The following is a 22407-nucleotide window of genomic DNA, read 5'->3' as shown; positions in this document are numbered from 1 at the left end:
AGCCTTTGATCTGCATCAAGGTTCGTTGCAGCGGCCGGGGCCGCGCAGGACCTTCAGTCAGTCCGTCAGGCTGGCGTCTTCGCGAGCTCCACCGGCGGCGTGCCGGCCTTGAACATGCTCGCCAGCTGCTGGCGCAGTTCGGGCGAATCGGTGTGGCCGTGCACGGCCACGGCATGCTGGACGGCGGCATCGAGCAGTTCGCCTTCGGAGTCGGCGCAGAGCGAGACACTGCAGTTCATCGTGCTCGGATACTCGCGGCAGTCGATGTATTGGCGTGACATGGCGGCTCCTTCATGTGTCCTTATGGACGTGCTTCGAAGATCAGGTTGAAGGGCGTTTCGCTGGCGCGGCGGAAGTGCGAGAAGCCGCCCTGCGAGACGACGTCGCGCAGCCGCGCTTCGCCGGCCTGCGCCCCCAGGCACAGGCCCACTTCCTGCGAGCGCGAGGCTGGTGTGCAGATGAAGCTCGAGGCCGAATAGAACACGCGCCCGACCGGGTTGATGTTGTCTTCCAGCCGGTCGTTGGCAAAGGGCTCGACGATCATCCACGTGCCCTGCGGCTTGAGGGCTTGCCGCACGTGCGCCGCCGCACCGACGGGGTCGCCCATGTCGTGCAGGCAGTCGAAGACCGCGACCAGGTCGTAGCCTTCACCGGGGAAATCCTTGGCGCTCGCGACCTCGAAGCGCAGGCGCTTTTCATCGTCGACGCCGGCCTTGCGTGCGGTTTCGCGCGCGCGTTCGATCGACGGCGCGTGGTAGTCGAAGCCCACGAAGCTGGACTCGGGGTAGGCCTGCGCCATCAGCAGCGTCGAGGCCCCGTGCCCGCAGCCCACGTCGGCCACGCGCGCGCCGCTTTTCAGCAGCGGATCGATGCCTTCGAGCGCCGGAATCCACTGGCTCACCAGGTTGGCCGCGTAGCCGGGCCGGAAGAAGCGTTCGGTGCCATGGAACAGGGCCGCGTCGTGCTCGTGCCAGCCGATGCCCAGGCCCGTGCGCATGGCCTGGACCATCTTGGGAATGACCTTGAACTGCGCCACGGCGATCTGGAAGGCGCCGGGCACGAAGGCCGGGCTGCCTTCCTCGGCCAGCGCAAAGGCCTGTTCTTCGGTCATCGAGAACAGCTCGCCTTTGGGGTCGTACTCGACGTAGCCGCTGGCGGCCTGGGCCGAGAGCCATTCGCGCAGGTAGCGCGGGTCGGTCTCGGTGCGGCGGGCCAGCGCCTCCACGGTACAGGGCCCTTCGGCCAGCGCCTTGTACAGGCCCAGCTGGTCGCCGACGACGACGGTGGCCGCGTGCATCACGGCCCCGAGGTCATGGACGAAGTTACCCATGAAGGCGTTAAGCCGTGTTTCGTCGATGGCCATGTGTATCCCCTTCGTCGGCAGGCGACTTGCGCGGCCCTTGCGTGCCTATACTGAATTCGCGGCAAAGGGCCTGCGCGCATCCTGTCTCTCGATGCGTGCGGGCGCCATACGCAGCAATGCGTATGCACCGCGAAAGGCATGCCATGACGCACCTGTCGCGCAACGATTGGGCGAACGCACTTCGCCTGCTGGACAAGCTGGAGTCCGGGGATTCGCCCATGCGGCATCGCGGCACCGACGCGCACCGATTGCGCACCCCCCGCCGCGTCGCCAAGGCGCCGGGCCGGCGCGAATTCCGCCGCGCCGCCCTGCAGGCCGACTACTGCCGGCGCGTGGGGCTGGAGCATGCGATGGCGGTGGCCTTCCTGTACCGGCTGGCCTGCCGCGCCCAGGCGCCATTGCTCGACACGTTGCCCGATGCCCTGCCCGCCGGCCTCACGCCGCGCGAGGGCGATGTGATGCACTGGCTCTCGCAAGGCAAGACCGACGCCGAAATCGCCGCCCTGCTCACCATCAGCCCGCGCACCGTGCACAAGCACCTGGAGCACGTCTACGTGAAGCTGGGCGTGGAGACGCGCACGGCCGCCGTGATGCGCGCGCTCGGCAGGGGCCGGCCTTCACCTTCATGAAGAGGCAAGCAAGGCCGGCTCCTGCGCGCTATTCGATGCGGAAGACGAACTCCTGCGTCGCCAGCACCTCGGCATCGCCCGTGGTCTGGCACTCGTAGCGCATCACCGCGGCGCGCACGGCCGAGTGGTACACGCGCGGCCCCGACAGGAAGCGCACCTCCTGCACGTGGCCGCCCTTGATGCGCACCTCGGCCTTGACCACGCCGCCAATGCCTTCGTCCATCGCCTTGCGCGGCATCTCGGGCTTGACCTGCCGCGGGCAGGCCACCGCGATGTCGGTGGTGGTCGCCTTCGGCGGGGCCGGCGGCGCGGGGGCGCCGGTGGTGCGGCCGGGGCGGTGGCACGGGCTCGGTGTTCTGTACGGCGGTGATCGCGGGCGCCGAGGTGACGGGCGGCGTCACGGCCGGTGGCGGCACGTAGGCCGGGCGCGGCGGTGGCGGCGGCTTGGGCGTTTCCTGCCGCACGATCTTCTTCGGCGGCGGAGGCGGCGGTGGAGGGGCGGCGGTGGCGGCTTGATCTCGCTGATGATGGTTGCCTCCATCGGCTTCTTGATCAGCTCGACCGTCTGTCGCGCGAGCCCCGACACGAGCGCATAGCCCACGCCGACGTGGAACAGCACCATCACGGCGATGCCCACGGGCCCGAAGCGGGACTTGGGATTGAAATCCTTGCGAGAGCGCTTCATGGGACGAACTGCTCCGCGCCGACGATGCCCAGCTTGCTCACGCCCGTGCGCTGCGCCGAGGCCATCACGCCCGCCACCACTTCGTACTTGGCGCGGCGGTCGGGTCGCAGGTGCACCTCGGGCTGCACGGCCTGCGCGGCGACCTGCTCGAAGCGCCGTTCCATCTCACTGCGGTCGGTCAGCGGCTCGCCGTTCCATTGCACGACGCTGAGCGCATCGATGTCGATGCGCAGCACCTCGGGCTTGAGGTCGCTGGGCGGCGGGTTGCCCGTGGGCATGTTCAGGTTCACCGAATGCAGCTGGATCGGGATGGTGATGATCAGCATGATCAGCAGCACCAGCATCACGTCGATGAGCGGCGTGGTGTTGATGTCCATCAAGGGCTCATCGGAGGGCGCGCTGCTGCGCCGCCCCTGCTTTTCTTTTCTTGGCATGGCGTGTCTCGCTGTCTGCTCGTCTCAGTTGCGCGCGGGCGGCTCGGTGATGAAGCCCACCTTGGCGATCCCGGCCGCCTGGCAGGCGTAGATGATCCGGCCCACCGGCTCGTAGTCGGAATGCCAGTCGCCGCGGATGTGCACCTCGGGCTGCGGGTTCAGGGCCGCCACCTTGGTGAGCCGCGCGACCAGCGCGGGCGTGCCCTGCACCGGCGTGTCGTACCAGTAGGTGCGGCCGCTGGCGTCCACCGAGATCACGACGGTCTCGGGCTTGCTCTCGCGCACCTCGTTGCGCTCTTTCGGCACCGCGACGGGCACCGAGTAATTGACCACCGGAATGGTGATGAGGAAGATGATCAGCAGCACCAGCATCACGTCGACCAGCGGCGTGGTGTTGATGGCCGCAATGGCCTGTTCCTCGTCTCCCCCGGAAGCCGGGATGTTCATCGCCATGGCGCCGTCCGCTTGCGTGTGCGCGCGGGCGTCAGGCCGCGGCGCTGCCGGCCAGGATCACGGAGTGCAGCTCGCCGCTGAACTCGCGCACGTCGTCCATCACGGTGATGTTGCGGCGCAGGAGCCAGTTGTAACCCAGCACCGCAGGCACGGCCACGGCCAGGCCGATGGCGGTCATGATGAGCGCCTCGCCCACCGGGCCCGCCACCTTGTCGATCGATGCCTGCCCCGCCACGCCGATGGCGGTGAGCGCGTGGTAGATGCCCCAGACCGTGCCGAACAGGCCGACGAACGGCGCCGTCGAACCCACGGTGGCCAGCAGCGACATGCCGTTGCTCAGGCGTCGCTGCACGCGCTCGGTGGCGCGGTGGATGCACAGATCGACGAAGTCGGCAAAGTCGACCTTGCCGCGCAGGCCGTCGTGCTTCTGCGTGGCCTGCATGCCGGCGTCGGCAATGAAGCGGAACGGGCTGCCCTCGGCCAGCCGCGAGGTGCCGGCCTGCACGGTGCCCGCGTTCCAGAACTCGTTGTCGACCGCGCGCGCCTGGCGGCCCATGCGCATCTGCTCGAGCAGCTTGGTGACGATCACGTACCAGCTGCCCATCGACATGATCGCCAGGATGGCGAGCACGGCCTTGGCGACGGCATCGCTCTGCGACCAGAGTGCGCCGACGCCGTAGGGGTTGTCGACCTTGGCCGTGGCGGCATGTGCGGCAGCGGGTGCGGCGGGCTTCTCGGGCACCGCCACGGGCGCCGGCGCGGCGGCAGCACTCGCTGCGGCCTGCGGTGCGGCCGGCGTCTGGGCGCCCGCCAGTTGCGGCGCGCTGCCCAGGCCGAAGGCCAGAACGAAAGGCGCGGCGACGGCTGCGAGCCGTGCAAGGAATGTCTTCGTCATCGTTGTCTTCTCCGAAAAAAATGGATTCGCTTCAGGCGCCGGCGTACCAGCCGCGCGCCTTGTCCCAGACCGCCTGCACGCCGCTGCCCGTGCCTTCGACCACGTGGTAGCGGTCGTAGGGCGCGGCCGTCATGCAGGCGTGGTGCGGCAGCACGCGCACGCGGGCACCGACGGGCAGCGCGCGGAACATGGCTTCTGCTTCTTCATCACCCGCGCAGGCGATGAGGCCGTGCTCCTGGTGCAGCTCGGCCACGCACAGGCCGGGCAGCGGCACGGTGCCGTCGACCTGGCACACCAGCCCGAAGCCCAGGCCGCTGCGGAACTCGGCCGCCGACTGGTCTTTCGACAGCGCGAGCGCGCCCGCGTCGATGAGCACGCGGCGCGAGCGCGGGTTGTGGCCGATCACGGTGGCCAGCACCGACAGCGCGATGTCTTCCACGCCGCAGATGCCGCGCGCCACCTGGTCGAGGTCGCAGAAGGTGTAGACACCGGGGCGCATCTCGGTGACGCCTTCGAGCGTCTGCGCGCACACGGCCGTGGGCGTGGAGCCCACGCTCACCACCTCGACCGGCATGCCGGCCGCGCGCAGCCGCTCGGCCGCATGCACGGCGCCGGCGCGCTCGGCTTCGGCGATGGCGCGGATCGCCGTGCCGCCCTGCACGTGGTAGCTGTGGCCCGCATGCGTGAGCACGCCGGCGAGCAGCAGCGATTCGCTGCGCTGCACTTCGCGCGCCAGCGAGAGCAGCTCGTCGTCGTGCGGGCCGACGCCGCCGCGACCGCCACCCGTGTCGATCTCGAGCAGCACGCGGAAGCTCGCGCCCAGCGTTCGCGCGCGCGCACCGGCGGCCTGCACGGCCTCGATGGAATCGGCCAGCAGCGTCACGCGCGCACCGTGCGCGCGCTGGATGTCGTGCAGCGCCTCGATCTTGTTCGCGTCGATGCCGACGGCGTAGGTCAGGTCGGTGAAGCCCTGGCGCGCGAAGTAAGCGACCTCGGCCACGGTCGACACCGTGAGGCCGCCGGCCTGCCCGCGTGTGGCGCGGCGCGCCACTTCCACCGACTTGGCGGTCTTCAGGTGCGGGCGCAGCGCCACGCCGTGGCGCGCCGCGCGCTGCGCCATCGCCTCGCAGTTGCGTTCGAGCACCCCGACGTCGAGCAGCAGCGCGGGCGTGGTGAGTTCGGCCAGCGGCGTCATCGGCCGGTTCCGGATGCGACCTGCGCCATCACGCCGTCGATTTCCTCGGCCACGCGCTGCACCAGCGGCGGCAGCAGCACCAGCGTCATGTGCGCGGCGCCTTCGATGCAGGCCAGCCGACGTTGCGTCGACAGCGCCGCATGCGCCTCCTGGAACGCGGGCCAGCGCGCCTGCACCGCGGCGATCGCCGGGTCGGCGTCGGCCGGCAGCGGCTGCTGCTTCGCCCACAGCACGGCGAGCGGACGCGCACCGAAGTCGGGCGAGGCAGCGGCCTGACGCGCGACGTGCGGCAGGCCGCGCACTTCGGCCAGCATGGCGTCGAGCGCTTCGGGCGTGTAGGTCGCCTTCATCTGGCGCAGCACCTGCGGCATGTCGGCGAACAGGGCCTCAATGGGCGCCTGCTCCGGCGGCGGCGGGCCGCCGGCCTGGAAGTTCGCGCGCTTCTCGCGCTCGGCGGCGAACTGCGCTTCGGGCGGCGCGTCGTACATCGTGAACTGGTTGGGATGGCTGGCGTCAAGCATCACCACACCGGCCACCTGCTGCGGATACAGGCCCGCGTAGACCCGGTTCAGCAGGCCGCCGAGCGAATGGCCGACGAGCACGATCGGGCCCGTCACGCCGGCGGCTTCGAGCAGCGCATGCAGGCGGTGCGCGTTGCGCTCGCCGTCGAAGGGCGCGTCGTCGGCCTCGCTCCAGCCCATGCCGGCGCGGTCGTAGCTGACGACCGGGTGCTTCGCCGCGAGCGCCTGCTGCAGCCGCGCGTAGGTCGGCGAGGCGCAGCCGCCGCCGGCTTCGATCACGAGCGTGGGCTGCGCGACGCTGGCCGGCACGGGCCCGCTGCGCTGCAGATGCATGCGCAGGCCGTCGATGGTGTAGAGCTCGCCGGGCGCGGCCATGTGGTACGGGCGGCCGGGCTGTTCCACGCGCGGCCAGTAGTCGAGGTCGCGCACGCGGTACGGCAGGTTGGCGAAGTCGGTGCTCAACGAGGCCGGCGTCGACACATACAGCACCGACTTGGCGAGCGGGCCGAACTCCGCATGGAAGTGCTGCGCCGACTTCACGATGACCAGCTTCTTGGCGGTCAGGTCGATGCCCAGGCCCGTGAACAGGTCGGCGCCGATGACCTGGTTGCGCTTGCTGATGAGCACGATGTCCACGCCGTCGGCTGCCTGCACCCACACGCATGGGCCCATGGGCGTTCGCACGCCCGAGAGGCCGCCCTGCGAGTGCGCTTCCACCACGCGCTTGACGGTCACGTGCAGGTCGATCGGGTCGCCCGAGGCCGGTCCGCACTTGCCGCCCAGGCGCAGCTCGAAGCTCGCGCCCTCGCCGGCGTCGCGGCACAGCTGCACCGCGCCCAGGTCCCACACGCCGCCGAAGGCGACGTCGCCGATGCCGCGATCGAGCACGGCGCGCAGCATGAAGGTGCTGTCGCTGGTGGCACCGCCGCCGGCGTTGTCGGCGGTGTCGGCAATGACCACGGGGCCGTCGGGCACGGCCATGGCGCGGGCGAGCGTCTCCTCGATCGAGAGCGAGGGCACGCCGGTTTCGTGGCGCAGGTCCCAGAAGGCGCGGCCCAGTTCTTCGGCGAGCCTGGCGGCCAGCGCCGGGTCGTTGTCGGTCACGACCCACATCTTGGCGCCCGACTCGGGCACGTCGGCCCACGGGAAGCCATGGCCCAGCGACACCGAGAGCACGCCCGGCAGTTGTTCGGCGGCCTGCATGCGGCGCACGAAGCCGGCCATCGGTTCGCGCGTGGTGTGCCACTTGCCGACCATGCGGCAGTCGTGCACGGCCGTCACGGGCCGCACGCGGCCCTGCGCGGTGTCGACCACGATGCGGATCAGCTCGCGCAGGCGATCGAACGCGTCGGTGTGCGGATATTCCTTGTAGCAAATGATCGTGTCGGCCGCGTCCAGCATCTTCTGCGTGAGGTGGCAGTGCAGGTCGAGCGAGACGCCGATGGGCACGTTGGGGCCGACGATGTCGCGCACGCGCGAGATCACGTCGCCTTCGCAGTCGTCATAGCCGTCGGCCACCATCGCGCCGTGCAGCACGAGGATCACGCCGTCGACCGGGCCGGCCTTGCGCAGGTCGTCCAGAATTTCGTCGCGCAGGCGCTCGTACACGCTGCGCACGGTGCGACCGAGCGGCTGCGCAAAGGCCAGCAGGCTCTCGACCGTTTCATGGCCCTCGGCAGCCAGTTGCTTGCGCACCTCGACCGCGTACATGCCGTAGCCGGCCGCATCGCGCGTGCTGGCGTCGCCGCGGAAGATGCCGTATTCCTCGTAGCTGCCCAGGCCGGTGGGGGCCGAGACAAAGGTGTTGGTCTCGGTGGCGAACAGGGTGGTGAAGAACTTCATGCGCGGGGCTCCTGGCGGGCGAGATGGATGTTGCGGGTGCGCATGGTGTCCAGCCGCAGTCCCACGACACGGCCGGCCTTGCGCTCCACGTTGAGGATCGATTTGCCCAGCTGCGCCAGCACCGGATCGGCCGAGGCCAGCACCATCACGTCGGCCGACAACGGCGTCAGTGCGCACACGTGCTGGCCGTGGCGGCCCTGCACCGTGAGCAGCAACTTGCCGTCGACCAGCGCCATCTGCGCGGTGGCGTCGAGGTCGGGGCTGGTGTAGTCGCCGCACAGTTGGTCGGCCAGCGACGCGGCATCGGGTGCGGTCTCGGGCAGGCGCTCGAAGCGGCGCGGCTGGCCGCCTTCGTGCAGCACCAGCGCATCGGGTGCGCGTTGCGGGTCGATGTCGCCCGCGTCGATCACGAGGTCGTTCACCGGAATGTCCTGCAGGCCCAGCCAGAACTTGCCCTCGCCCTGGTGCAGCGGCTGCGCGCCGCTGGCCTGCCACGACATGCCCAGCTTGCCGCCGACCTCCGCGAAGCCCACCAGGCTGCCCGTGGACGGTGCGTGGTAGCGCTGGCCAACGAGCGCGGGGAAGTCGCTGGCCAGGGGCCGCACTTCGGGCGGCGCGAGCGCGTCGCCCAGCAGCAGCTCGATCACCCGGAGCGCCAGCGACGCCGGCGACACGGGCGCGCCGTTCACCATGGCGATGATGTGCAGCCCGTGGCTGGGCACGCTGATCATCTGCGACTGCGCACCGAGCACGGCGCCCGCGTGGTGGACGATCTCGACGCCGCGGTACGGGTGGCGCGCCAGGCCGAAGCCGTAGGTCACCTTCGAGCCCGACGACAGCGTGGTGGGCTCCGACAGCAGGGCCCAGCTCTTCGCGCTGCCCACGATCTTTTCGCTGCCGTGCATGTGTTCAAGCCAGCGCAGCATGTCGTCCGCCGTCGACACCAGCGAGCCGCCGCCGTCGAGTTCGCACGGGTACATGCCGCGGCGCCAGCCGCCTCCGGGCGCAGGCATGTACAGGCCGGCCATGTGCGGTACCACGTCGAGGTCGGTCTGCACCGACGAGGTGTCGGCCATGCCCAGCGGGCCGAAGATGCGCGCCTTGAGAAAGTCGTTGAAGCTCTGGCCGCTCACGCGCTCGACGATCTTCGCCAGCAGGAAGTAGCCGCCGTTGCTGTAGACCATGTGCGTGCCGGGCTCGAAGTTGAGCTCGCTCTGGCGCGCCATGGCCGGCAGGCCCGGGCCGGGCAAGGTGAACGTGAGGCCGTGCGCAATGGCCCACAGCTCGTCGTGGCCGCGCCAGCCGCTGGTGTGCGTGAGCAGGTGGCGCAGCGTGGGGCCGTTGGCGCTCAGTTGCGGCAGCTCGGGCAGGTATTTCTGCACCGGGTCTTCCACGCTCAGCAGGCCGTCTTCGGCCAGCAGCAGCACGGCCATGGCCGTGAAATGCTTGCTGGTGGAGGCGATGCGCATGCGCGTGGTCGGCGTGAGCGCGACGCCCATCTCCAGGCTGGCCATGCCGACGGCGCGGCGGTACAGCAGGCGGCCATGCTGTGCGATGCCCAGCACCAGGCCGGGCGCGTCGCTGCGGTTCAGGGGCGCCACCAGCGCATCGATGGCGGCCAGTGCGGACGCGGTGTCAGGAAGAGAGGCTAAAGCTTGGGGTTGTGACATGGGGGAACAACGAACGATGAATTTGGGGGGAGCGGATGTCGGCGCAGAAGGCTCAGTTCGGCTTCGCCTCGCGCATCAGGCGCACGAACGGGCCTTCGGTGGCGCGCAGCACCATGGCGCCCAGGCAGCCGCCGACCAGCGTGGTCGCGACGATGGACACCGCCAACCCGTTGGGCATGGACTTGAGGGCGTCCGACAACATGCCGACCATCAGCGGCCCCACCACGCCGAAGGGCAGGCTGGCCAGCGTGAGCATCGCGATGGTGCGGGCGCGCAGGTGCGGCGGCGCTGCGTCCTGCAGCACGTTGGGCAGCAGCACCGCGCTGCCGATGAGCGGCACCACCAGGAGTCCCAGCAGCGCGAAGTTGTGGTTGGCCGAGCTCGTGAACAGCAGCAGCGTCGACAGCAGCGCGGCCGTGAGGTTGCCCAGCATGATCAGGCGCAGCGCCGCGGCCGGTCCCATGCGCGGCTGCGCGTAGCGCATGGCGCCCACGCCCAGCAGGCCGCCGGCCACCGTGCCGCAGAGGAATGCGAGGCCCATGCCCTGCCCCATCTGCACCGGCGTGACGCCGTAGGTGCGCGCCGTGACGATCGGCAGCCAGGTGCCCAGCGAGCTCAGGCCGACGCTGGTGAGGCCCACACCGACCACCAGGCCCGCGAAGGTGCGCCAGTGCAAGCGCAGGTGCTCGCGCAGCGTCGTGGCGCCCGAGGTTTCGGCGGCCGGTGCCCCGGGCTTCGCGGCCTGCGAGCCTTCGCGCGGCGTGCGCCGGATCGACAGCACGAGCAACGTCACCGGAATGCCGGCGGAGGCCAGCACGAAAAAGGTCAGGCGCCAGGCTTCGAGCTGCTGCATCGCGACGGGCAGCCAGGGCCGCAGGTCGTCGGTGAGGTGCACGATGGTGCCGCCCAGCAGCGCGCCGAGCGCACTGCCGAAGATGGCCGACAGCGCGAACACCGCATTCGCCAGCACCCGCTGCGCGCGCGGGAACAGGTCGGGGATCATGCTGTTGGTGATGGGCGTGAGGCCCGCCTCGCCCACGCCCAGGCCGACGGAGGCGACGAACAGCACGCCGTAGTCCATGGCCGTGCCGCGCATGGCGGTGGCCGCGCTCCACAGCACCACGCAGGCCGCGAGCACCACGCGCCGGTCGTAGCGGTCGCTGAGCCAGCCCAGCGGCAAGGTGGCGATGCCGGTGAACAGCACGATGCCCGCGCCCTGCAGCAGCCCGAGCTGCGTGTCGGACAGCGACAGCGTCTGGCGGATCGGCTCCGTCAGCAGCGTGAGGATGACCTTGTCGATCGAGCCCAGCACCGTCGCGATGATGAGCACCACCAGCGCATACCAGGCGCTGGTGGGCGCCTTGCGGGTCGTTTCCAGGGCCGCAGGGGCGGCCGCATCCAGCGGCATCGGTGCCGCGAACGGTGGGAGGCCCGACATGTCAGAACGGAACGTTGACGTTCACGCCGATGGTGCGCGCCGGCACGAGCGCCGCAGTCACCAGGTTCGGGTTCGCGTTGAGTCCGGTTTCGATCGACACGATGCCGCGCTTGTTCGTCAGGTTGCGCACGTAGGCCGAGACGCTGAAGGTCTTGAAGTCGATGCCCGCCTGCAGGTCGACCAGCGTGTAGGCCGGCATGGTGATGCTCGGCAGGGCCGCGCTGCCGCGGTAGCCCGCGTCACGCTTGCCTGTGTAGCGCGCGCTGATGCCGACATAGGCCGGGTGGTCGGCCAGGCTGAAGTTGCGCGTCACGCCCAGCGTGGTGGCAAAGCGCGGCGTGTGCGGCAGGCGCGTGCCGGCCTTGGCGCCGATGCCCTTGGCGTCCTCGGTCAGGCGCGCATCGATGGCGGCGGCGTTGGCGGTGAAACGCCATTCCTTGCTGGGCTTCCAGTTGAGCGTGAGCTCGCTGCCCTTGATACGGGCCGCACCCGCGTTGGTGATGAAAGTGAAGGCACCGTTGCGCGTGGGCTGCTGAACGCCGCTCCATTCGATGTCGTACAGCGCCGCTTCCAGCGACAGCGTGCGGTCGAGCAGGTCGGCCTTGTAGCCCAGCTCGTAGCTCCACAGCGAGTCGGAGTTGTACGACGGCTGCACGACGCGGCGGTCGGTGTCGGGCTTCAGCACGTTGGGACCGCCGGGGCGATAACCGCTGGCCGCGCGGAAATACATGGTGCTCGTGTCCGACAGCGTGTACTTGGCGGCGGCCAGGTAGGTGGTCGGGCTTTCCGACGAAGTGCCGGCGGCACTGGCGCCGGCCGCACCGACCAGCTGGCCGGTCTGGCGGCTGGTGTACGCCTGGTTGTTGCGCGCCAGGCGCAGGCCGCCGGTGAGCGAGAACCTGGGCGTCACGTTCCATGTGACGTCGCCGTAGAGCGCCTCTTCGCGGTAGCGCGAGGACTGCGTCGACGTCAACAGGCCGAGGCTGCGCCCCCCGATCAGGTTGGCGTCTATGCCGCCGTTGTTGCTGCCGCGCTCGCGGTTCAGGTACAGGCCCGCCAGCCACTCGATGGTGGTGCCCGAGCGCGAGGTCAGGCGGAACTCCTGGCTGACGCGGTGCTGCTCCACGGCACTGTTGAGCGGCACCGAGGCCACCGGCAAGCGCAGCGCGCTCAGCATCGGCCCATACAGGCCGGTGACGTCGACGGTGGTGTTGATCTTCACGTCCTGCGCGGAGGTGATCGAGTTCAGGCGGGCCCAGCCGAAGTCGTACTCCACGTCCAGGCCGAACAGCTGCGTGAGGTTGCTGTACGACTCATTGGCCGACATCTGGCGCGTGCGCTCCCGGCTCCAGGGGCGCAGCGTGCGCTTGTCCATCTCTTCGAAGCCCAGGCCCTTGCGATGCACGTCCTGCACGGTGCCCGTGAGGCGCACCGTGAGTTCGCGCGTGGGCGTGAGCAGCAGCGAGACGCGGCCGCCGTCGGTGTGGCCGCGGTCGTAGTTGCGGCCGCGCGCCAGGCCTGTGGCGTCGTAGCTGCCGCCGACCTGGTCGGTGAAGGCGGCGAAGCGGATGGCCGCCACGTCTTCCTTGAGCGGCACGTTGAGCACGGCGCCGGTCGTGAAGCCCGGGCCGCCGCCCTGCGTCCACGAGGTGCCCAGCCGCACCGAGCCCGCGAACTCCATGGTGTCGGGCTGGTTGGTCACGTACTTGAGCACGCCGCTCATGGCGCCGGCGCCGTACAGCGTGCCCTGCGGGCCGCGCAGCACTTCGATGTGGCTCAGGTCGAGCATGCCCATGTCCAGCGGCGTGTTGCCGCCGTTGGCACCGGCCGAGCTCAGGCCGGTGGCCACGTCGTCCACGTACACGCCCACGGTCGCGATGCCCTGCACCGGGCCCATGGTCAGCCCGCGCATGGTGAGCGTGCCGCCCACGGTGCCGCTGCTGGTGAGGTTCACGCCCGGTTGCTCGGCCACGTAGTCGGCCAGGTTTTTCGCGCCGGCGCGTTGCAGCGCCTCTGCCTTCATCACGTTGACCTGCATCGGGATCTCGCGCACCGGCTCGCGGCGGCGCGTGGCGGTGATGGTGACGCTGTCGAGCGACTGCGGTGCTTCGTCGGCCACCGGCTTCGCTGCCGCAGCGGCCGTGTAGATCACGATGGCGCCGTCGTCACCGCGGCGCGTGCGCAGCGGCGTGCCTTCGAGCAGCTGCGCCAGCGCGTCCTGCGGCGAGAGCGCACCCTTCACGCCGCGCGTGGCCACGCCCTTCACGTCGTCGACCTTGTAGAGCAGCTGCACGCCGCCTTGCGCGATGTAGGCGTCGAGTGCGGTCTTGAGATCGCCGCCGCTCACATCGAAACCTTGTGGCGGGGCCTGCGTCTGCGCGTGCGCGGCCAATGCGCCCGACAGCGCCCATGCGCCGCCGATGACCCATGGGCGCAAGGCCCCGTACGTTCGCTTCTTCTTGGATGGCAGACCGGTGCGAGGCGCAATGCGATTCATGGGGTGTCTTCTCCAGCGTGGTTATTTGTTTGGGTACCCACTGAGACGAATGCCCCGTCACATTCCGGTAATTTACTGACTCGAAATTCTTATTTCATTGCCTGCCTCGTGTGCTGCAAGGCCGAAGCCCTGCTTCAGAAGCACCACGAAGCCGCTCATGTTGTTCGCATCGAAGCTGCCGCCGATGCGCACCTGCGCGACGACCGGGTCGGCGATCACGAGCTTGCGCAGGTTGTAGCGGTTGAACTGGGCGGCCGCATCGCCCAGCGTGGTCTGGTCGAACACGAGCTTGCCTTCGCGCCAGCGCAGCTCGTCGTCGACCTGCTTGGGCGCCTTCGACATCACGAGCACGTTGTCGGCATGCGTGACCGCTGCCTGGTTGCGCGTGAGCACGGTGGGCTCGGCGCTTTTTGCATCGGGCCGGGCCGCGGCGATCTGCACGCGCCCCTCTTCCACCGTCACGTTCACCTGATCGCCCTGGCGCCGCACGAGAAAGCGCGTGCCCAGCACGGTGATGAGGCGGTCGCCGGCGACGACGACGAAGGGGTGTGACTTGTCGTGCGCGATGTCGAAGTAGGCCTCGCCCGCGTCGAGCCACACCTTGCGCCCGCTGTCGTTCACCACCGTGCGCAACTGCGTGGCGGTGTTCAGCGTGAGCTTCGATCCGTCGGACAGCGCGACCGACTGGCGCGCGCCCACGGCCGTGGCGTAGTGCTGGCCGCGTTCTTCCTGCGTGTACTGCCAGCCGAGCCAGGCGGTGCCGGCGGCGGCCACGAGCACGCCGGCGGCGATGCGTTGCAGCGAGAAGCGCGACAGGCGCTGGGGCGGATGTGACGCCTGCGGCTGTTGCGCAGGCGCCGGCGCGGGGATCGGGATCTCCGGTGTGCGCAGTGCGCCCAGCCGGTCGCCGCGCTCCCACGCGCTGGACAGCCGAAGCCAGGCCACGCGGTGGGCGATCGACGCGGCGATCCAGGCGTCCAGCTGCTGCTGGTCGGTGTCGGTCCAGGCGCCGCTGTCGCGGCGGGCCAGCCAGTCGGCGGCCACGGATTCAATGCGCTGGGCGTCGCTCATGTGGAAAGCCTCCGCTCGTTCTGCGCTCGCCCGAAGGCCTTGGTGTCCAGCTGCACGCCGCCCGACAGCAGGGCGTCGGCCAGGGCGCGCACGCCGCGCGACACCTGCCGCTCGACCGTGTCCTCGGTGATGCCCAGCTGCGTGGCGACCTCGCGCTGCGAGAGGCCGTCGATCTTGCGCATCTCGATCACGCGGCGGCACTTGGAGGGCAGCGCGTCGAGCGCGGTCTGCAGCAGCCGCAGCTCGCCGCGGCCGGCGGCGTGGCGTTCGGGCGTGAGCTCGTCGGCGGAAAAGTCGAGCGCGTCGAGGTCGGCAATGATCTCGATGGAAACGATCTGCGCGCGCCGGGCGCGGTCGATCAGCAGGTTGCGCGCGGTGGCAAAAACAAAGGGCTTGACCTGGTCGGGCATGGATCTGGAGGCGGACTCATAAATGCGCACGTAGACGTCCTGCCGCAGGTCGGGCACTTCGGCGTCGTCGCGCCAGTTGCGGCGAAGGAAACGCGTGAGCGCGGCTTCCATCGGCAGCACCTCGCTGACGAACCAGGCATCCAAGTCACTGAGAACCACGAAGCGCTCCTGGAAATTGAAGGGCCGAAAGGAGAACGGCAGGCCGCCGGGATTGGCGACAGACAGTGAGACGAACGGCCCGAAGATTTCCGGTAACGCGCGGGGGTCCGGCGGCGAAATTTCTTCCGATTTCCGTGCCCGGGGGCAGCTCCCGAAATTCTAGAAGGCCGGGTCCAAGGGCTTTTCCCCCTTGCCCCGTTACCGGAAAGTGGCCGCGAACTCGTCTCACCGGGGGCAGAAGAAAAACCAATTCGCGGAAACACAGACCGACATGATTCGAATCCGAGGCAGCCCCCACCCTCCTTGCCCTCTTCATCACCCGCCCCGCCTGGCCCTCGCCGCTGCAGCCGCCGGCCTGCTGGCGACGGGGCTGGCCTTCGCCCACGCGCGCGAGTTCGACGTGAAGAGCGGCGAGCTGCGGCCCGCGCTCGACGCCTACATCGCGCAATCGGGCGTGCAGCTCATCTACAAGATGGAAGACGTCAAGGACCTTTCCACCCGGGGCATCAAGGGAAAGGTCGCCGCCGACGCGGCGCTGGACCGCCTGCTCGACGGCACGCGCCTGCGCGTGCGGCGCGGGCAGGACGGCGCGATGGTGCTCATTGCGCCGGCCCGGTCACCGGCTGCCGCCCGATCGGAGCCGCCGCCGCGCGTCGAGTAATACGATTGGCTTCTGTCGTGCGCCTGCGCGACAGTCCGGCGCTGTACAGCCCTGCGAGGTGCACCGAATTGGCGCGCATTTCGCGCACTTTCTGACACACTACAGGCGCAACTCGCGAATGGTGTGAGCCGTGTCCCCACGGCCGGCCGGTGGTCCCGCCACTTCGCTGCGCTGCCTGCACGACGCCCATGAAAATTTTCGCGAACGGGAAATCCCGCATCAGCCTGAACACACGCCTGGGCGCAGGCGTCGCGGCCATCGTGCTGGCCACCACCTTCCTCATCGCCACGGTGGCGCTGCACCTGGTCAAGGACCGCATGCAGGCCTCGATCGCCAACGAGGAGTTCGCGCGCCTGTCGGCCATCGCGAGCGCGGTCGACCAGAAGTTCGCCAGCCGGCGCGTGCTGCTGAAGACACTGGCGGAGAGCGTGGCCACCCACGGCTTCACCAGCGACGCGCCGCTGCAGGCTTTTCTGACGCAGCACCCCTCGCTGCGCGCGGCCTTCGACAACGTCGCCATGCTCGACACCGACGGCGACCTGGTCGCCAACATGAACGGCCCCGACCAGCTGCACAAGCTGAACATCAAGGACCGCACGTACTTCAAGGACACGGTGTCCACCGGCACCGGCCTGATCTCCGAGCCCTACCGCAACCGGCTCAGCGGCCTGGCGCAGGTGGCCATCACCGAGCCCGTGCGCGACCGCGACGGCCGGGTGCGCTTCGTGATCTCGGGCTCCATCAACCTGAAGGACCGCAACATCCTGGGCGACCTGGCCGACGTGCGCTTCGGCCAGACCGGCTACGTGTTCATCACCACCGCCGACGGCATCGTGATCGACCACCCGCTGGCCGACCGCGTGCTCAAGCAGGCCAACGCGGCGATGGCCGACGACGCCCCCGATCTCGGCCGTGCGCTGGCGGGCTTCGAAGGCACCTTCGAAGGCATCAACCACGCGGGCGTGCCCGGCCTGTACGCCTTCAAGCGCATCCGCCAGGCCGACTGGATCATCGGCTCGATGTACCCGCGCCACGAGGCCTTCGCGCGCATCGACGCCATCGAGCGCACCGCGTGGATCGGCGCCATCGTGCTGGCGCTGCTGGCCGGTGCGCTGGCGCTGGCCGTGGCGCGGCGGCTGCTGCGCCCGGTCACCGAACTGCACCGCCACATGCTCGACGCCCACGCGGCCCCCGACCGCGCGGCCGTGGCGCGCACCTACCCGGACGACGAGATCGGCGACCTGTCGCGCACCTTCGACCGGCTCATGCAGCAGCGCCAGACGAGCGAGAAATTCCTGCGCGACATCACCGACAACCTGCCGGCCATGATCTCGCACGCCGACGCGCAGGGCCGCTACACCTTCGTGAACGCGCGGCTGTGCGAGGAACTGGGCTACACCGTCGAGGAACTCGTGGGCCAGCCCGTGCAGAGCATGAGCGGCCTGCACGACGACCCGACGCTGGAGAGCAACCTGCAGCGGGTGCTGGCGGGCGAAGCCGTGTCGTTCGAGCGGCGCGGCGCCGCGCACCGCGACGAGGAAGAGCACTTCTTCCAGACCGACTTCATTCCCGATGTCGCCCCGCAGGGGCAGGTGCGCGGCTACTACGCGATGACCTTCGACATCACCCAGCGCAAGCGCATCGAGCTCGAGCTGGCGCACAGCGAGGCGCAGATCCGCACCATTACCGACAACATTCCCGCGCTGGTCTCGCACGTCGATTCCGGGCTGTACTACACCTTCGTCAATGCCAAGGTGCGGGCGCTGCACAACGGCAATCCGCTGGTCGGCCGGTGGATGCCGGGCATCCGGGGCGAGGCCGATTTCGCGGTGGTCCGCCCGCACATCGAGCGCGCCCTGGCGGGCGAGACGGTGATCATCGAGAAGGTCGGCGACCCGGCGCTGGGCATCGGCGAGCGCACCTTCAAGGCCCACTACATCCCCGACCAGGACGCCGAGGGCATGGTGCACGGCGTGTTCGCGATGACCTTCGACATCACCGACGAAGTGAACATCCGCCGCGCCCTCACGCAGCAGGAAAAGCGCCTGCGCGACGTGACCGACAACATCCCGGCGCTGGTGGGCTACTTCGACCGCGACGAGAACTGCCTGTACGGCAACAGCCGCGCGCGGCAGATGGCCGGCCTGGGCGAACGCCAGCCCCTGGACGGCGTGACGATGCGCTCGGCCCTGGGCGAGGCCATGTATGTGCAACACCTGCCCCACCTGCCGACGGTGTTCGCCGGCAAGCCGACGCACTATCCGGTGCAGGCGCCGCTGCACGACCGCGAGGGGCACTTCCAGGCCAACCTGATTCCCGACAAGGACCTGAACGGCCAGGTGGTGGGTTTCTATCTCATGGCCTTCAACGTCACGGCGCTGAAGGAGGCCGAGCGCAAGCTCATCGAGCTGGCGCGCATGGACGTGCTGACCGGCCTGCCGAACCGGCTGGCCTTCAACGAGCAGTTGCCCGCGGCGATGTCGCGCGCACGCCGCGCCGACGGCGGCATGGCGCTGATGTTCCTGGACATCGACCATTTCAAATCGATCAACGACACGCTCGGCCACGCCATCGGCGACGGCGTGCTGGCCGAATACGCCCGGCGCCTGCGCTGCAGCGTGCGCGAGACCGACACCGTGGTGCGCCTGGCGGGCGACGAGTTCGTGATCGTGCTCGAGAACGTGCGCTCGAAGGACGCGGTGGCGGGCGTGGCGCAGAAGATCGTCGCGCACATCGAGGCGCCGGTGTTCCATGTGGACGGCCGGCGGCTGGACGTCACGACCAGCATCGGCGTCGTGTTCCTCGAGACGGTCGATGCCACCGTCGGCGCCGGCGAATTGCTCGCGCGCGCGGACACGGCGCTCTACGATGCGAAGTCGCAGGGCCGCAACCGGTTCGCGTTTTTCCGTTAGCGTCGAGACCTCGCCGCCCCCACACCCACCAGGAGATCCATCCATGGCCGCCACCGAAGTCGTCATGCCCGAACAGCTCGTGCAGGAGCTCGAACTGCAAAGCCGCATGCCGATCGCGCGCATCGGCCAGGCGCTGATGTCGCTGGGCATGGTCACGCAGACGCAGCTGGACGCCGCGCTCAAGCAGCAGCAGCGCGAGCCCACCGTGCCGCTGGGCGAGACGCTGGTGCGCATGGGCGTCGTGAGCCGCGGCCAGCTGCAGACCGCGCTGGTGCGCAAGATGGGCTACCCGCTCGTGAACCTGCATGTGTTTCCGGCCGCGACCGATGCGCTGCGCAAGGTGAGCCACGAAGCCGCGCGGCGCCTGCAGGTCATGCCGCTCATGCTGCACGGCGGGCGCCTGGTGCTGGCGCTCGACGATCCGACCAACCGGCACGCGGTGATCGACGAGGTGGAGTTCATCGCGCAGATGAAGGTGATCCCCGTGCTGGGCCAGTGCCTGGACCTGGACGGCGTGCTGCACAAGGCCTACGAGAAGGTCGGCCAGGTGGCGGCCGACCGCCCGGTGATCGACATGAACGACCCGATGCGACCGCTCGAGTTCGACATGACGGGCACCAGCACGCTGCTGAAGACGCTCGAGAAGGAAGAATCGGCCGCCGCGCCCGCCGCCGGCGAGCCGCCCGTGGAGCAGTCGGACAACTCGCTGGTGCGCATGATCAACAGCATGATCCTCGAAGCGCACCGCGAGGGCGCCTCCGACATCCACATCGAGAGCGACCCGGGCCAGGAAAAAACGCGCATCCGCTTTCGCCGCGACGGCCGGCTCTACACCTACCTGGAGCTGCCGCCCAGCTACCGCAACGCCGTGGTCGCGCGCGTGAAGATCATGTGCGACCTGGACATCAGCGAAAAGCGCAAGCCGCAGGACGGCAAGATCAACTTCTCGAAGTACTCGCCGCAGCACCGCATCGAGCTGCGCGTGGCCACCATTCCCACGAACAACGGCCTGGAAGACGTGGTGATGCGCATCCTGGCCTCGGCCAAGCCCATCGCGCTCGATGCGCTGGGCTTGTCGGAGCGCAACCTGGCGCAGCTGTCGCAGGCGGTCGACCGGCCCTACGGCATGGTGCTGTGCGTGGGCCCCACCGGCTCGGGCAAGACCACCACCTTGCACTCGGCGCTCATGCGCATCAACACGCCAGAGCGCAAGATCTGGACGGCCGAAGACCCCATCGAGATCACGCAGCCGGGCCTGCGCCAGGTGCAGGTCAACCCGCGCATCGACTGGACCTTTGCCAAGGCGTTGCGCGCCTTCGTGCGCGCCGACCCCGACGTGATCATGGTCGGCGAGATCCGCGACGCCGAAACCGCCAAGACCGCCATCGAGGCCTCGCTCACCGGCCACCTCGTGCTGTCGACGCTGCACACCAACAGCGCCCCCGAAACCGTGACGCGCCTGCTCGACATGGGCATGGACCCGTTCAACTTCGCCGACTCGCTGCTGGCCGTGCTGGCACAGCGGCTGGTGCGTTGCCTGTGCCCGCAGTGCGTGCAAAGCCGCCCCGCGAGCCCCGAGGCCGTCGAAGAACTGCTGGCCGACTACATGCATGCCTTCGGCGCGCAGGACACGCCGGCCGCGCGCGACGCGGTGCGCGCCGAGTGGCTGCAGCGCCACGGGCGCGACGGCCAGTTGCAGACCTACAGCAGCACCGGCTGCAAGCACTGCAACGACACCGGCTTCAAGGGCCGCGTGGGCATCCACGAACTCATGGTGATGTCGAAGGGGCTGCGCCGGTTGGTGCAGGGCGGCGCGCGCGCCGAGGAACTGCAGGACGCCGCCATGCGCGAAGGCATGCGCACGCTGCGTCAGGACGGCATCGAGAAAGTGCTGGCGGGCCGGACCACGCTCGAGGAAGTGCGCGCGACCAGCAATGTCTGACGCGGGGAGCAGGCTCAGCTCAGGCGGCGGCGTCCCACGCCACCGCCGGCAGCGTGGCGATGGCCGGCCGCGCGAACAGGTAGCCCTGGAACAGCTCCACGCCGAGCTCGCGCAGCGCGCGCACCTCTTCGGCCGCCTCCACGCCTTCGGCGATCACGCGGATCTGCAGCTCGTCGCAGGTGGCGACAAAGCCCCGCACGATGGTCAGCCGCACCGGGTCCGCATGGATGCCGCGGATCAGGCTCATGTCGAGCTTCACCACGTCGGGCTGGAACGCGGCCAGCAGTTCGAAGCCTGCGTAGGCCGCGCCGAAGTCGTCGATGGCCGAGGTGAATCCGTGGCGCTTGAAGACCCGGAAGGTGTCGGCCAGGCCGTGCAGGTCGCGCACGCGCTCGCCTTCGGTGACCTCGAACATCAGCTGGCGCACCGGAAACCTGCAGCGCCTGGCCGCGGCCATGGCGGTGCGGAAGCACTCGGCCTGTCCCGCGACGTCGTTGGGCATGACGTTGAGGCTGAGGCGGGATTTCATGCCCAGGCCCGAGGCGATCTCGATGGCCTTGACGCGGCAGGCTTCGTGGAAGGCGAAGCGGTCGACCGGATCGACGCGCCCCAGCACCTCGGCGGCGCCTTCGCCCGACAGGCCGCGCACCAGCGCCTCATGGGCATAGATCTCGTGCCGGCCCAGGTCGACGATGGGCTGGAACGCCATGGTGAACCCCGAGGCGAGGCCCGCAGGCGCGGCATCCGCATGAATTTCGGTGATCACGGTTGGTGGACCTCGCAGGCAAGATTGCAATGGCGTCGGGTGGCGCCGCCCAGGGCGTAAATGTAAACGGTTCTATACACAGCAGGTGCAACCATCGGCAGACAACAGACGCGTCGCATGCCGGCATGCGCCTGCACCCCGAGCGGGTTGTAGACCGAAATGACTCATGGGTTTTCCCGGTATCAGAAAAATCTGTAGCCGCCTTGGGACGGTGGTGCATGTCCCCTGTCCCGCCGGGGAGAGATTGGGTAGAAAGGTACCGCCCGCTACCGAAACCGGTGGGTGGATTTTCGTTGTCGTTCCTGGGTTTCCAGTCCACCGATGAAAGGTCCCGTCCGATGCGCCACCTGCCTCGCTCCCTCCTTCGCACCCTGGCCCGTACCGTGCTGCCCGTCGGCGCCTTGCTGACACTGGCACCGTCCGCGCTGGCGGTCACCACGACCACGACCTTCCAGGTCACGGCCACCGTGCTCAAGGCCTGCCTCATGACGACGCCGGCCACGCTGGCGTTCGGCAGCTACGACCCGTCGGCCGCCTCGCTGAACGGCACCACCAGCCTCAACGTCACCTGCACCTTCGGCACGCCCTACTCGATCGGCCTGAGCGCGGGCGGCGGGACGGTGGCGAACCGCCTGATGACCAGCGGCTCGTCGGCCGCCGGCAACAACACGCTGGGCTATGGCCTGTTCAAGGACAGCGGCCACCTGACCAACTGGGACGACAGCATCGCCGGCACCGGCTACACCGGCAGCGGATTGCCCCAGACGCAGACGATCTACGGCCAGATTCCCACAGGGCAGTACGCCGCGGCGCCGGCCACCGACTACACGGACACGATCACGGTCTCGCTGACCTACTGACCGG

The 22407-nt window shown here is 69.4% G+C and carries 20 protein-coding genes; 5 read left to right on the top strand and 15 right to left on the bottom strand.

Going from position 1 to position 22407, the window contains the following annotated elements:
- Positions 1-65: 65 nt before the first annotated feature.
- Positions 66-281, bottom strand: a complete 216-nt coding sequence (locus tag GFK26_RS13005; protein ID WP_153282320.1) for a DUF1059 domain-containing protein — start codon at positions 279-281, stop codon at positions 66-68.
- A 20-nt stretch (positions 282-301) separates the two neighbouring features.
- A complete protein-coding gene (locus GFK26_RS13000) occupies positions 302-1363 on the bottom strand; it encodes a class I SAM-dependent methyltransferase (protein ID WP_153282319.1) in 1062 nt (353 codons plus the stop codon).
- A gap of 143 nt (positions 1364-1506) precedes the next feature.
- Between GFK26_RS13000 and GFK26_RS34565 the strand changes: the two genes are divergently transcribed.
- Entirely contained in the window at positions 1507-1992 is a 486-nt protein-coding gene (locus GFK26_RS34565; RefSeq protein ID WP_153282318.1) for a helix-turn-helix transcriptional regulator, read from the top strand.
- A 28-nt stretch (positions 1993-2020) separates the two neighbouring features.
- On the opposite strand, the gene GFK26_RS34235 is transcribed toward GFK26_RS34565, so the two are convergent.
- The 12 genes from GFK26_RS34235 to GFK26_RS12940 all read right to left on the bottom strand — a co-directional run bounded on the left by GFK26_RS34235 (position 2021) and on the right by GFK26_RS12940 (position 15262).
- Entirely contained in the window at positions 2021-2260 is a 240-nt protein-coding gene (locus tag GFK26_RS34235) for a hypothetical protein (protein WP_101488903.1), read from the bottom strand.
- Positions 2261-2389: 129 nt separating this feature from the next.
- Complete coding sequence (locus tag GFK26_RS34230; protein WP_228122002.1) at positions 2390-2677, bottom strand: hypothetical protein; 288 nt, start codon at positions 2675-2677, stop codon at positions 2390-2392.
- Complete coding sequence (locus tag GFK26_RS12985) at positions 2674-3111, bottom strand: ExbD/TolR family protein (RefSeq protein WP_153282317.1); 438 nt, start codon at positions 3109-3111, stop codon at positions 2674-2676. The genes GFK26_RS34230 and GFK26_RS12985 overlap by 4 nt, the downstream gene beginning before the upstream one ends.
- 24 nt (positions 3112-3135) lie before the next feature.
- Complete coding sequence (locus GFK26_RS12980; RefSeq protein ID WP_101488902.1) at positions 3136-3564, bottom strand: ExbD/TolR family protein; 429 nt, start codon at positions 3562-3564, stop codon at positions 3136-3138.
- 31 nt (positions 3565-3595) lie between these two features.
- Positions 3596-4459: a MotA/TolQ/ExbB proton channel family protein gene (locus tag GFK26_RS12975; RefSeq protein ID WP_101488901.1), complete on the bottom strand. Its 864-nt coding sequence runs from the start codon at positions 4457-4459 to the stop codon at positions 3596-3598.
- A 31-nt stretch (positions 4460-4490) separates the two neighbouring features.
- Positions 4491-5654, bottom strand: coding sequence for an alanine racemase (locus GFK26_RS12970; protein ID WP_153282316.1), 1164 nt, complete (start codon positions 5652-5654; stop codon positions 4491-4493).
- Positions 5651-8017: an alpha/beta fold hydrolase gene (locus GFK26_RS12965; RefSeq protein ID WP_153282315.1), complete on the bottom strand. Its 2367-nt coding sequence runs from the start codon at positions 8015-8017 to the stop codon at positions 5651-5653. Before GFK26_RS12965 ends, GFK26_RS12970 begins: the two co-directional genes overlap by 4 nt.
- Positions 8014-9687, bottom strand: coding sequence for a serine hydrolase domain-containing protein (locus tag GFK26_RS12960; RefSeq protein ID WP_153282314.1), 1674 nt, complete (start codon positions 9685-9687; stop codon positions 8014-8016). The genes GFK26_RS12965 and GFK26_RS12960 overlap by 4 nt, the downstream gene beginning before the upstream one ends.
- A gap of 52 nt (positions 9688-9739) precedes the next feature.
- Positions 9740-11125, bottom strand: coding sequence for an MFS transporter (locus GFK26_RS12955; protein WP_153282313.1), 1386 nt, complete (start codon positions 11123-11125; stop codon positions 9740-9742).
- Position 11126: 1 nt separating this feature from the next.
- Positions 11127-13622: a TonB-dependent receptor domain-containing protein gene (locus tag GFK26_RS12950; protein ID WP_153282312.1), complete on the bottom strand. Its 2496-nt coding sequence runs from the start codon at positions 13620-13622 to the stop codon at positions 11127-11129.
- A 72-nt stretch (positions 13623-13694) separates the two neighbouring features.
- Positions 13695-14693 (bottom strand): FecR family protein, encoded by a 999-nt coding sequence (locus GFK26_RS12945; protein WP_153282311.1) that lies wholly within the window; start codon positions 14691-14693, stop codon positions 13695-13697.
- The gene (locus GFK26_RS12940; RefSeq protein WP_228122001.1) at positions 14690-15262 is read right to left on the bottom strand and encodes an RNA polymerase sigma factor; all 573 of its coding nucleotides are present in this window, start codon (positions 15260-15262) and stop codon (positions 14690-14692) included. The genes GFK26_RS12945 and GFK26_RS12940 overlap by 4 nt, the downstream gene beginning before the upstream one ends.
- Positions 15263-15533: 271 nt before the next feature.
- On the opposite strand from GFK26_RS12940, the gene GFK26_RS12935 reads away from it, so the two are divergent.
- From GFK26_RS12935 to GFK26_RS12925, 3 genes are all read left to right on the top strand, one after another.
- Positions 15534-15923, top strand: a complete 390-nt coding sequence (locus GFK26_RS12935) for an STN domain-containing protein (RefSeq protein ID WP_153282310.1) — start codon at positions 15534-15536, stop codon at positions 15921-15923.
- Between the two features lie 188 nt (positions 15924-16111).
- Positions 16112-18835, top strand: a complete 2724-nt coding sequence (locus GFK26_RS12930) for a diguanylate cyclase domain-containing protein (RefSeq protein ID WP_153282309.1) — start codon at positions 16112-16114, stop codon at positions 18833-18835.
- 43 nt (positions 18836-18878) lie between these two features.
- Positions 18879-20777 carry a GspE/PulE family protein gene (locus GFK26_RS12925; protein WP_153282308.1) on the top strand — a complete coding sequence of 633 codons (1899 nt, stop codon included), beginning with the start codon at positions 18879-18881 and terminating at the stop codon, positions 20775-20777.
- A gap of 19 nt (positions 20778-20796) precedes the next feature.
- On the opposite strand, the gene GFK26_RS12920 is transcribed toward GFK26_RS12925, so the two are convergent.
- Positions 20797-21543, bottom strand: a complete 747-nt coding sequence (locus GFK26_RS12920) for an EAL domain-containing protein (protein WP_228122000.1) — start codon at positions 21541-21543, stop codon at positions 20797-20799.
- Between the two features lie 338 nt (positions 21544-21881).
- Between GFK26_RS12920 and GFK26_RS12915 the strand changes: the two genes are divergently transcribed.
- Positions 21882-22403 (top strand): spore coat U domain-containing protein, encoded by a 522-nt coding sequence (locus tag GFK26_RS12915; protein ID WP_153282307.1) that lies wholly within the window; start codon positions 21882-21884, stop codon positions 22401-22403.
- The last annotated feature ends 4 nt before the right edge of the window (positions 22404-22407 follow it).

The sequence above is a fragment of the Variovorax paradoxus genome (assembly GCF_009498455.1).
GTDB classification, from domain to species: Bacteria; Pseudomonadota; Gammaproteobacteria; order Burkholderiales; family Burkholderiaceae_C; genus Variovorax; species Variovorax paradoxus_H.
This window is presented reverse-complemented; position numbering and strand designations above follow the sequence as displayed.

Bases quoted from the DNA above. Each gene is read 5' to 3' on its own strand.
- GFK26_RS13005 (WP_153282320.1), bottom strand. From the start codon at position 281: ATGTCACGCCAATACATCGACTGCCGCGAGTATCCGAGCACGATGAAC.
- GFK26_RS13000 (WP_153282319.1), bottom strand. From the start codon at position 1,363: ATGGCCATCGACGAAACACGGCTTAACGCCTTCATGGGTAACTTCGTC.
- GFK26_RS34565 (WP_153282318.1), top strand. From the start codon at position 1,507: ATGACGCACCTGTCGCGCAACGATTGGGCGAACGCACTTCGCCTGCTG.
- GFK26_RS34230 (WP_228122002.1), bottom strand. From the start codon at position 2,677: ATGAAGCGCTCTCGCAAGGATTTCAATCCCAAGTCCCGCTTCGGGCCC.
- GFK26_RS12985 (WP_153282317.1), bottom strand. From the start codon at position 3,111: ATGCCAAGAAAAGAAAAGCAGGGGCGGCGCAGCAGCGCGCCCTCCGAT.
- GFK26_RS12980 (WP_101488902.1), bottom strand. From the start codon at position 3,564: ATGGCGATGAACATCCCGGCTTCCGGGGGAGACGAGGAACAGGCCATT.
- GFK26_RS12975 (WP_101488901.1), bottom strand. From the start codon at position 4,459: ATGACGAAGACATTCCTTGCACGGCTCGCAGCCGTCGCCGCGCCTTTC.
- GFK26_RS12970 (WP_153282316.1), bottom strand. From the start codon at position 5,654: ATGACGCCGCTGGCCGAACTCACCACGCCCGCGCTGCTGCTCGACGTC.
- GFK26_RS12965 (WP_153282315.1), bottom strand. From the start codon at position 8,017: ATGAAGTTCTTCACCACCCTGTTCGCCACCGAGACCAACACCTTTGTC.
- GFK26_RS12960 (WP_153282314.1), bottom strand. From the start codon at position 9,687: ATGTCACAACCCCAAGCTTTAGCCTCTCTTCCTGACACCGCGTCCGCA.
- GFK26_RS12955 (WP_153282313.1), bottom strand. From the start codon at position 11,125: ATGTCGGGCCTCCCACCGTTCGCGGCACCGATGCCGCTGGATGCGGCC.
- GFK26_RS12950 (WP_153282312.1), bottom strand. From the start codon at position 13,622: ATGAATCGCATTGCGCCTCGCACCGGTCTGCCATCCAAGAAGAAGCGA.
- GFK26_RS12945 (WP_153282311.1), bottom strand. From the start codon at position 14,693: ATGAGCGACGCCCAGCGCATTGAATCCGTGGCCGCCGACTGGCTGGCC.
- GFK26_RS12935 (WP_153282310.1), top strand. From the start codon at position 15,534: ATGATTCGAATCCGAGGCAGCCCCCACCCTCCTTGCCCTCTTCATCAC.
- GFK26_RS12930 (WP_153282309.1), top strand. From the start codon at position 16,112: ATGAAAATTTTCGCGAACGGGAAATCCCGCATCAGCCTGAACACACGC.
- GFK26_RS12925 (WP_153282308.1), top strand. From the start codon at position 18,879: ATGGCCGCCACCGAAGTCGTCATGCCCGAACAGCTCGTGCAGGAGCTC.
- GFK26_RS12915 (WP_153282307.1), top strand. From the start codon at position 21,882: ATGCGCCACCTGCCTCGCTCCCTCCTTCGCACCCTGGCCCGTACCGTG.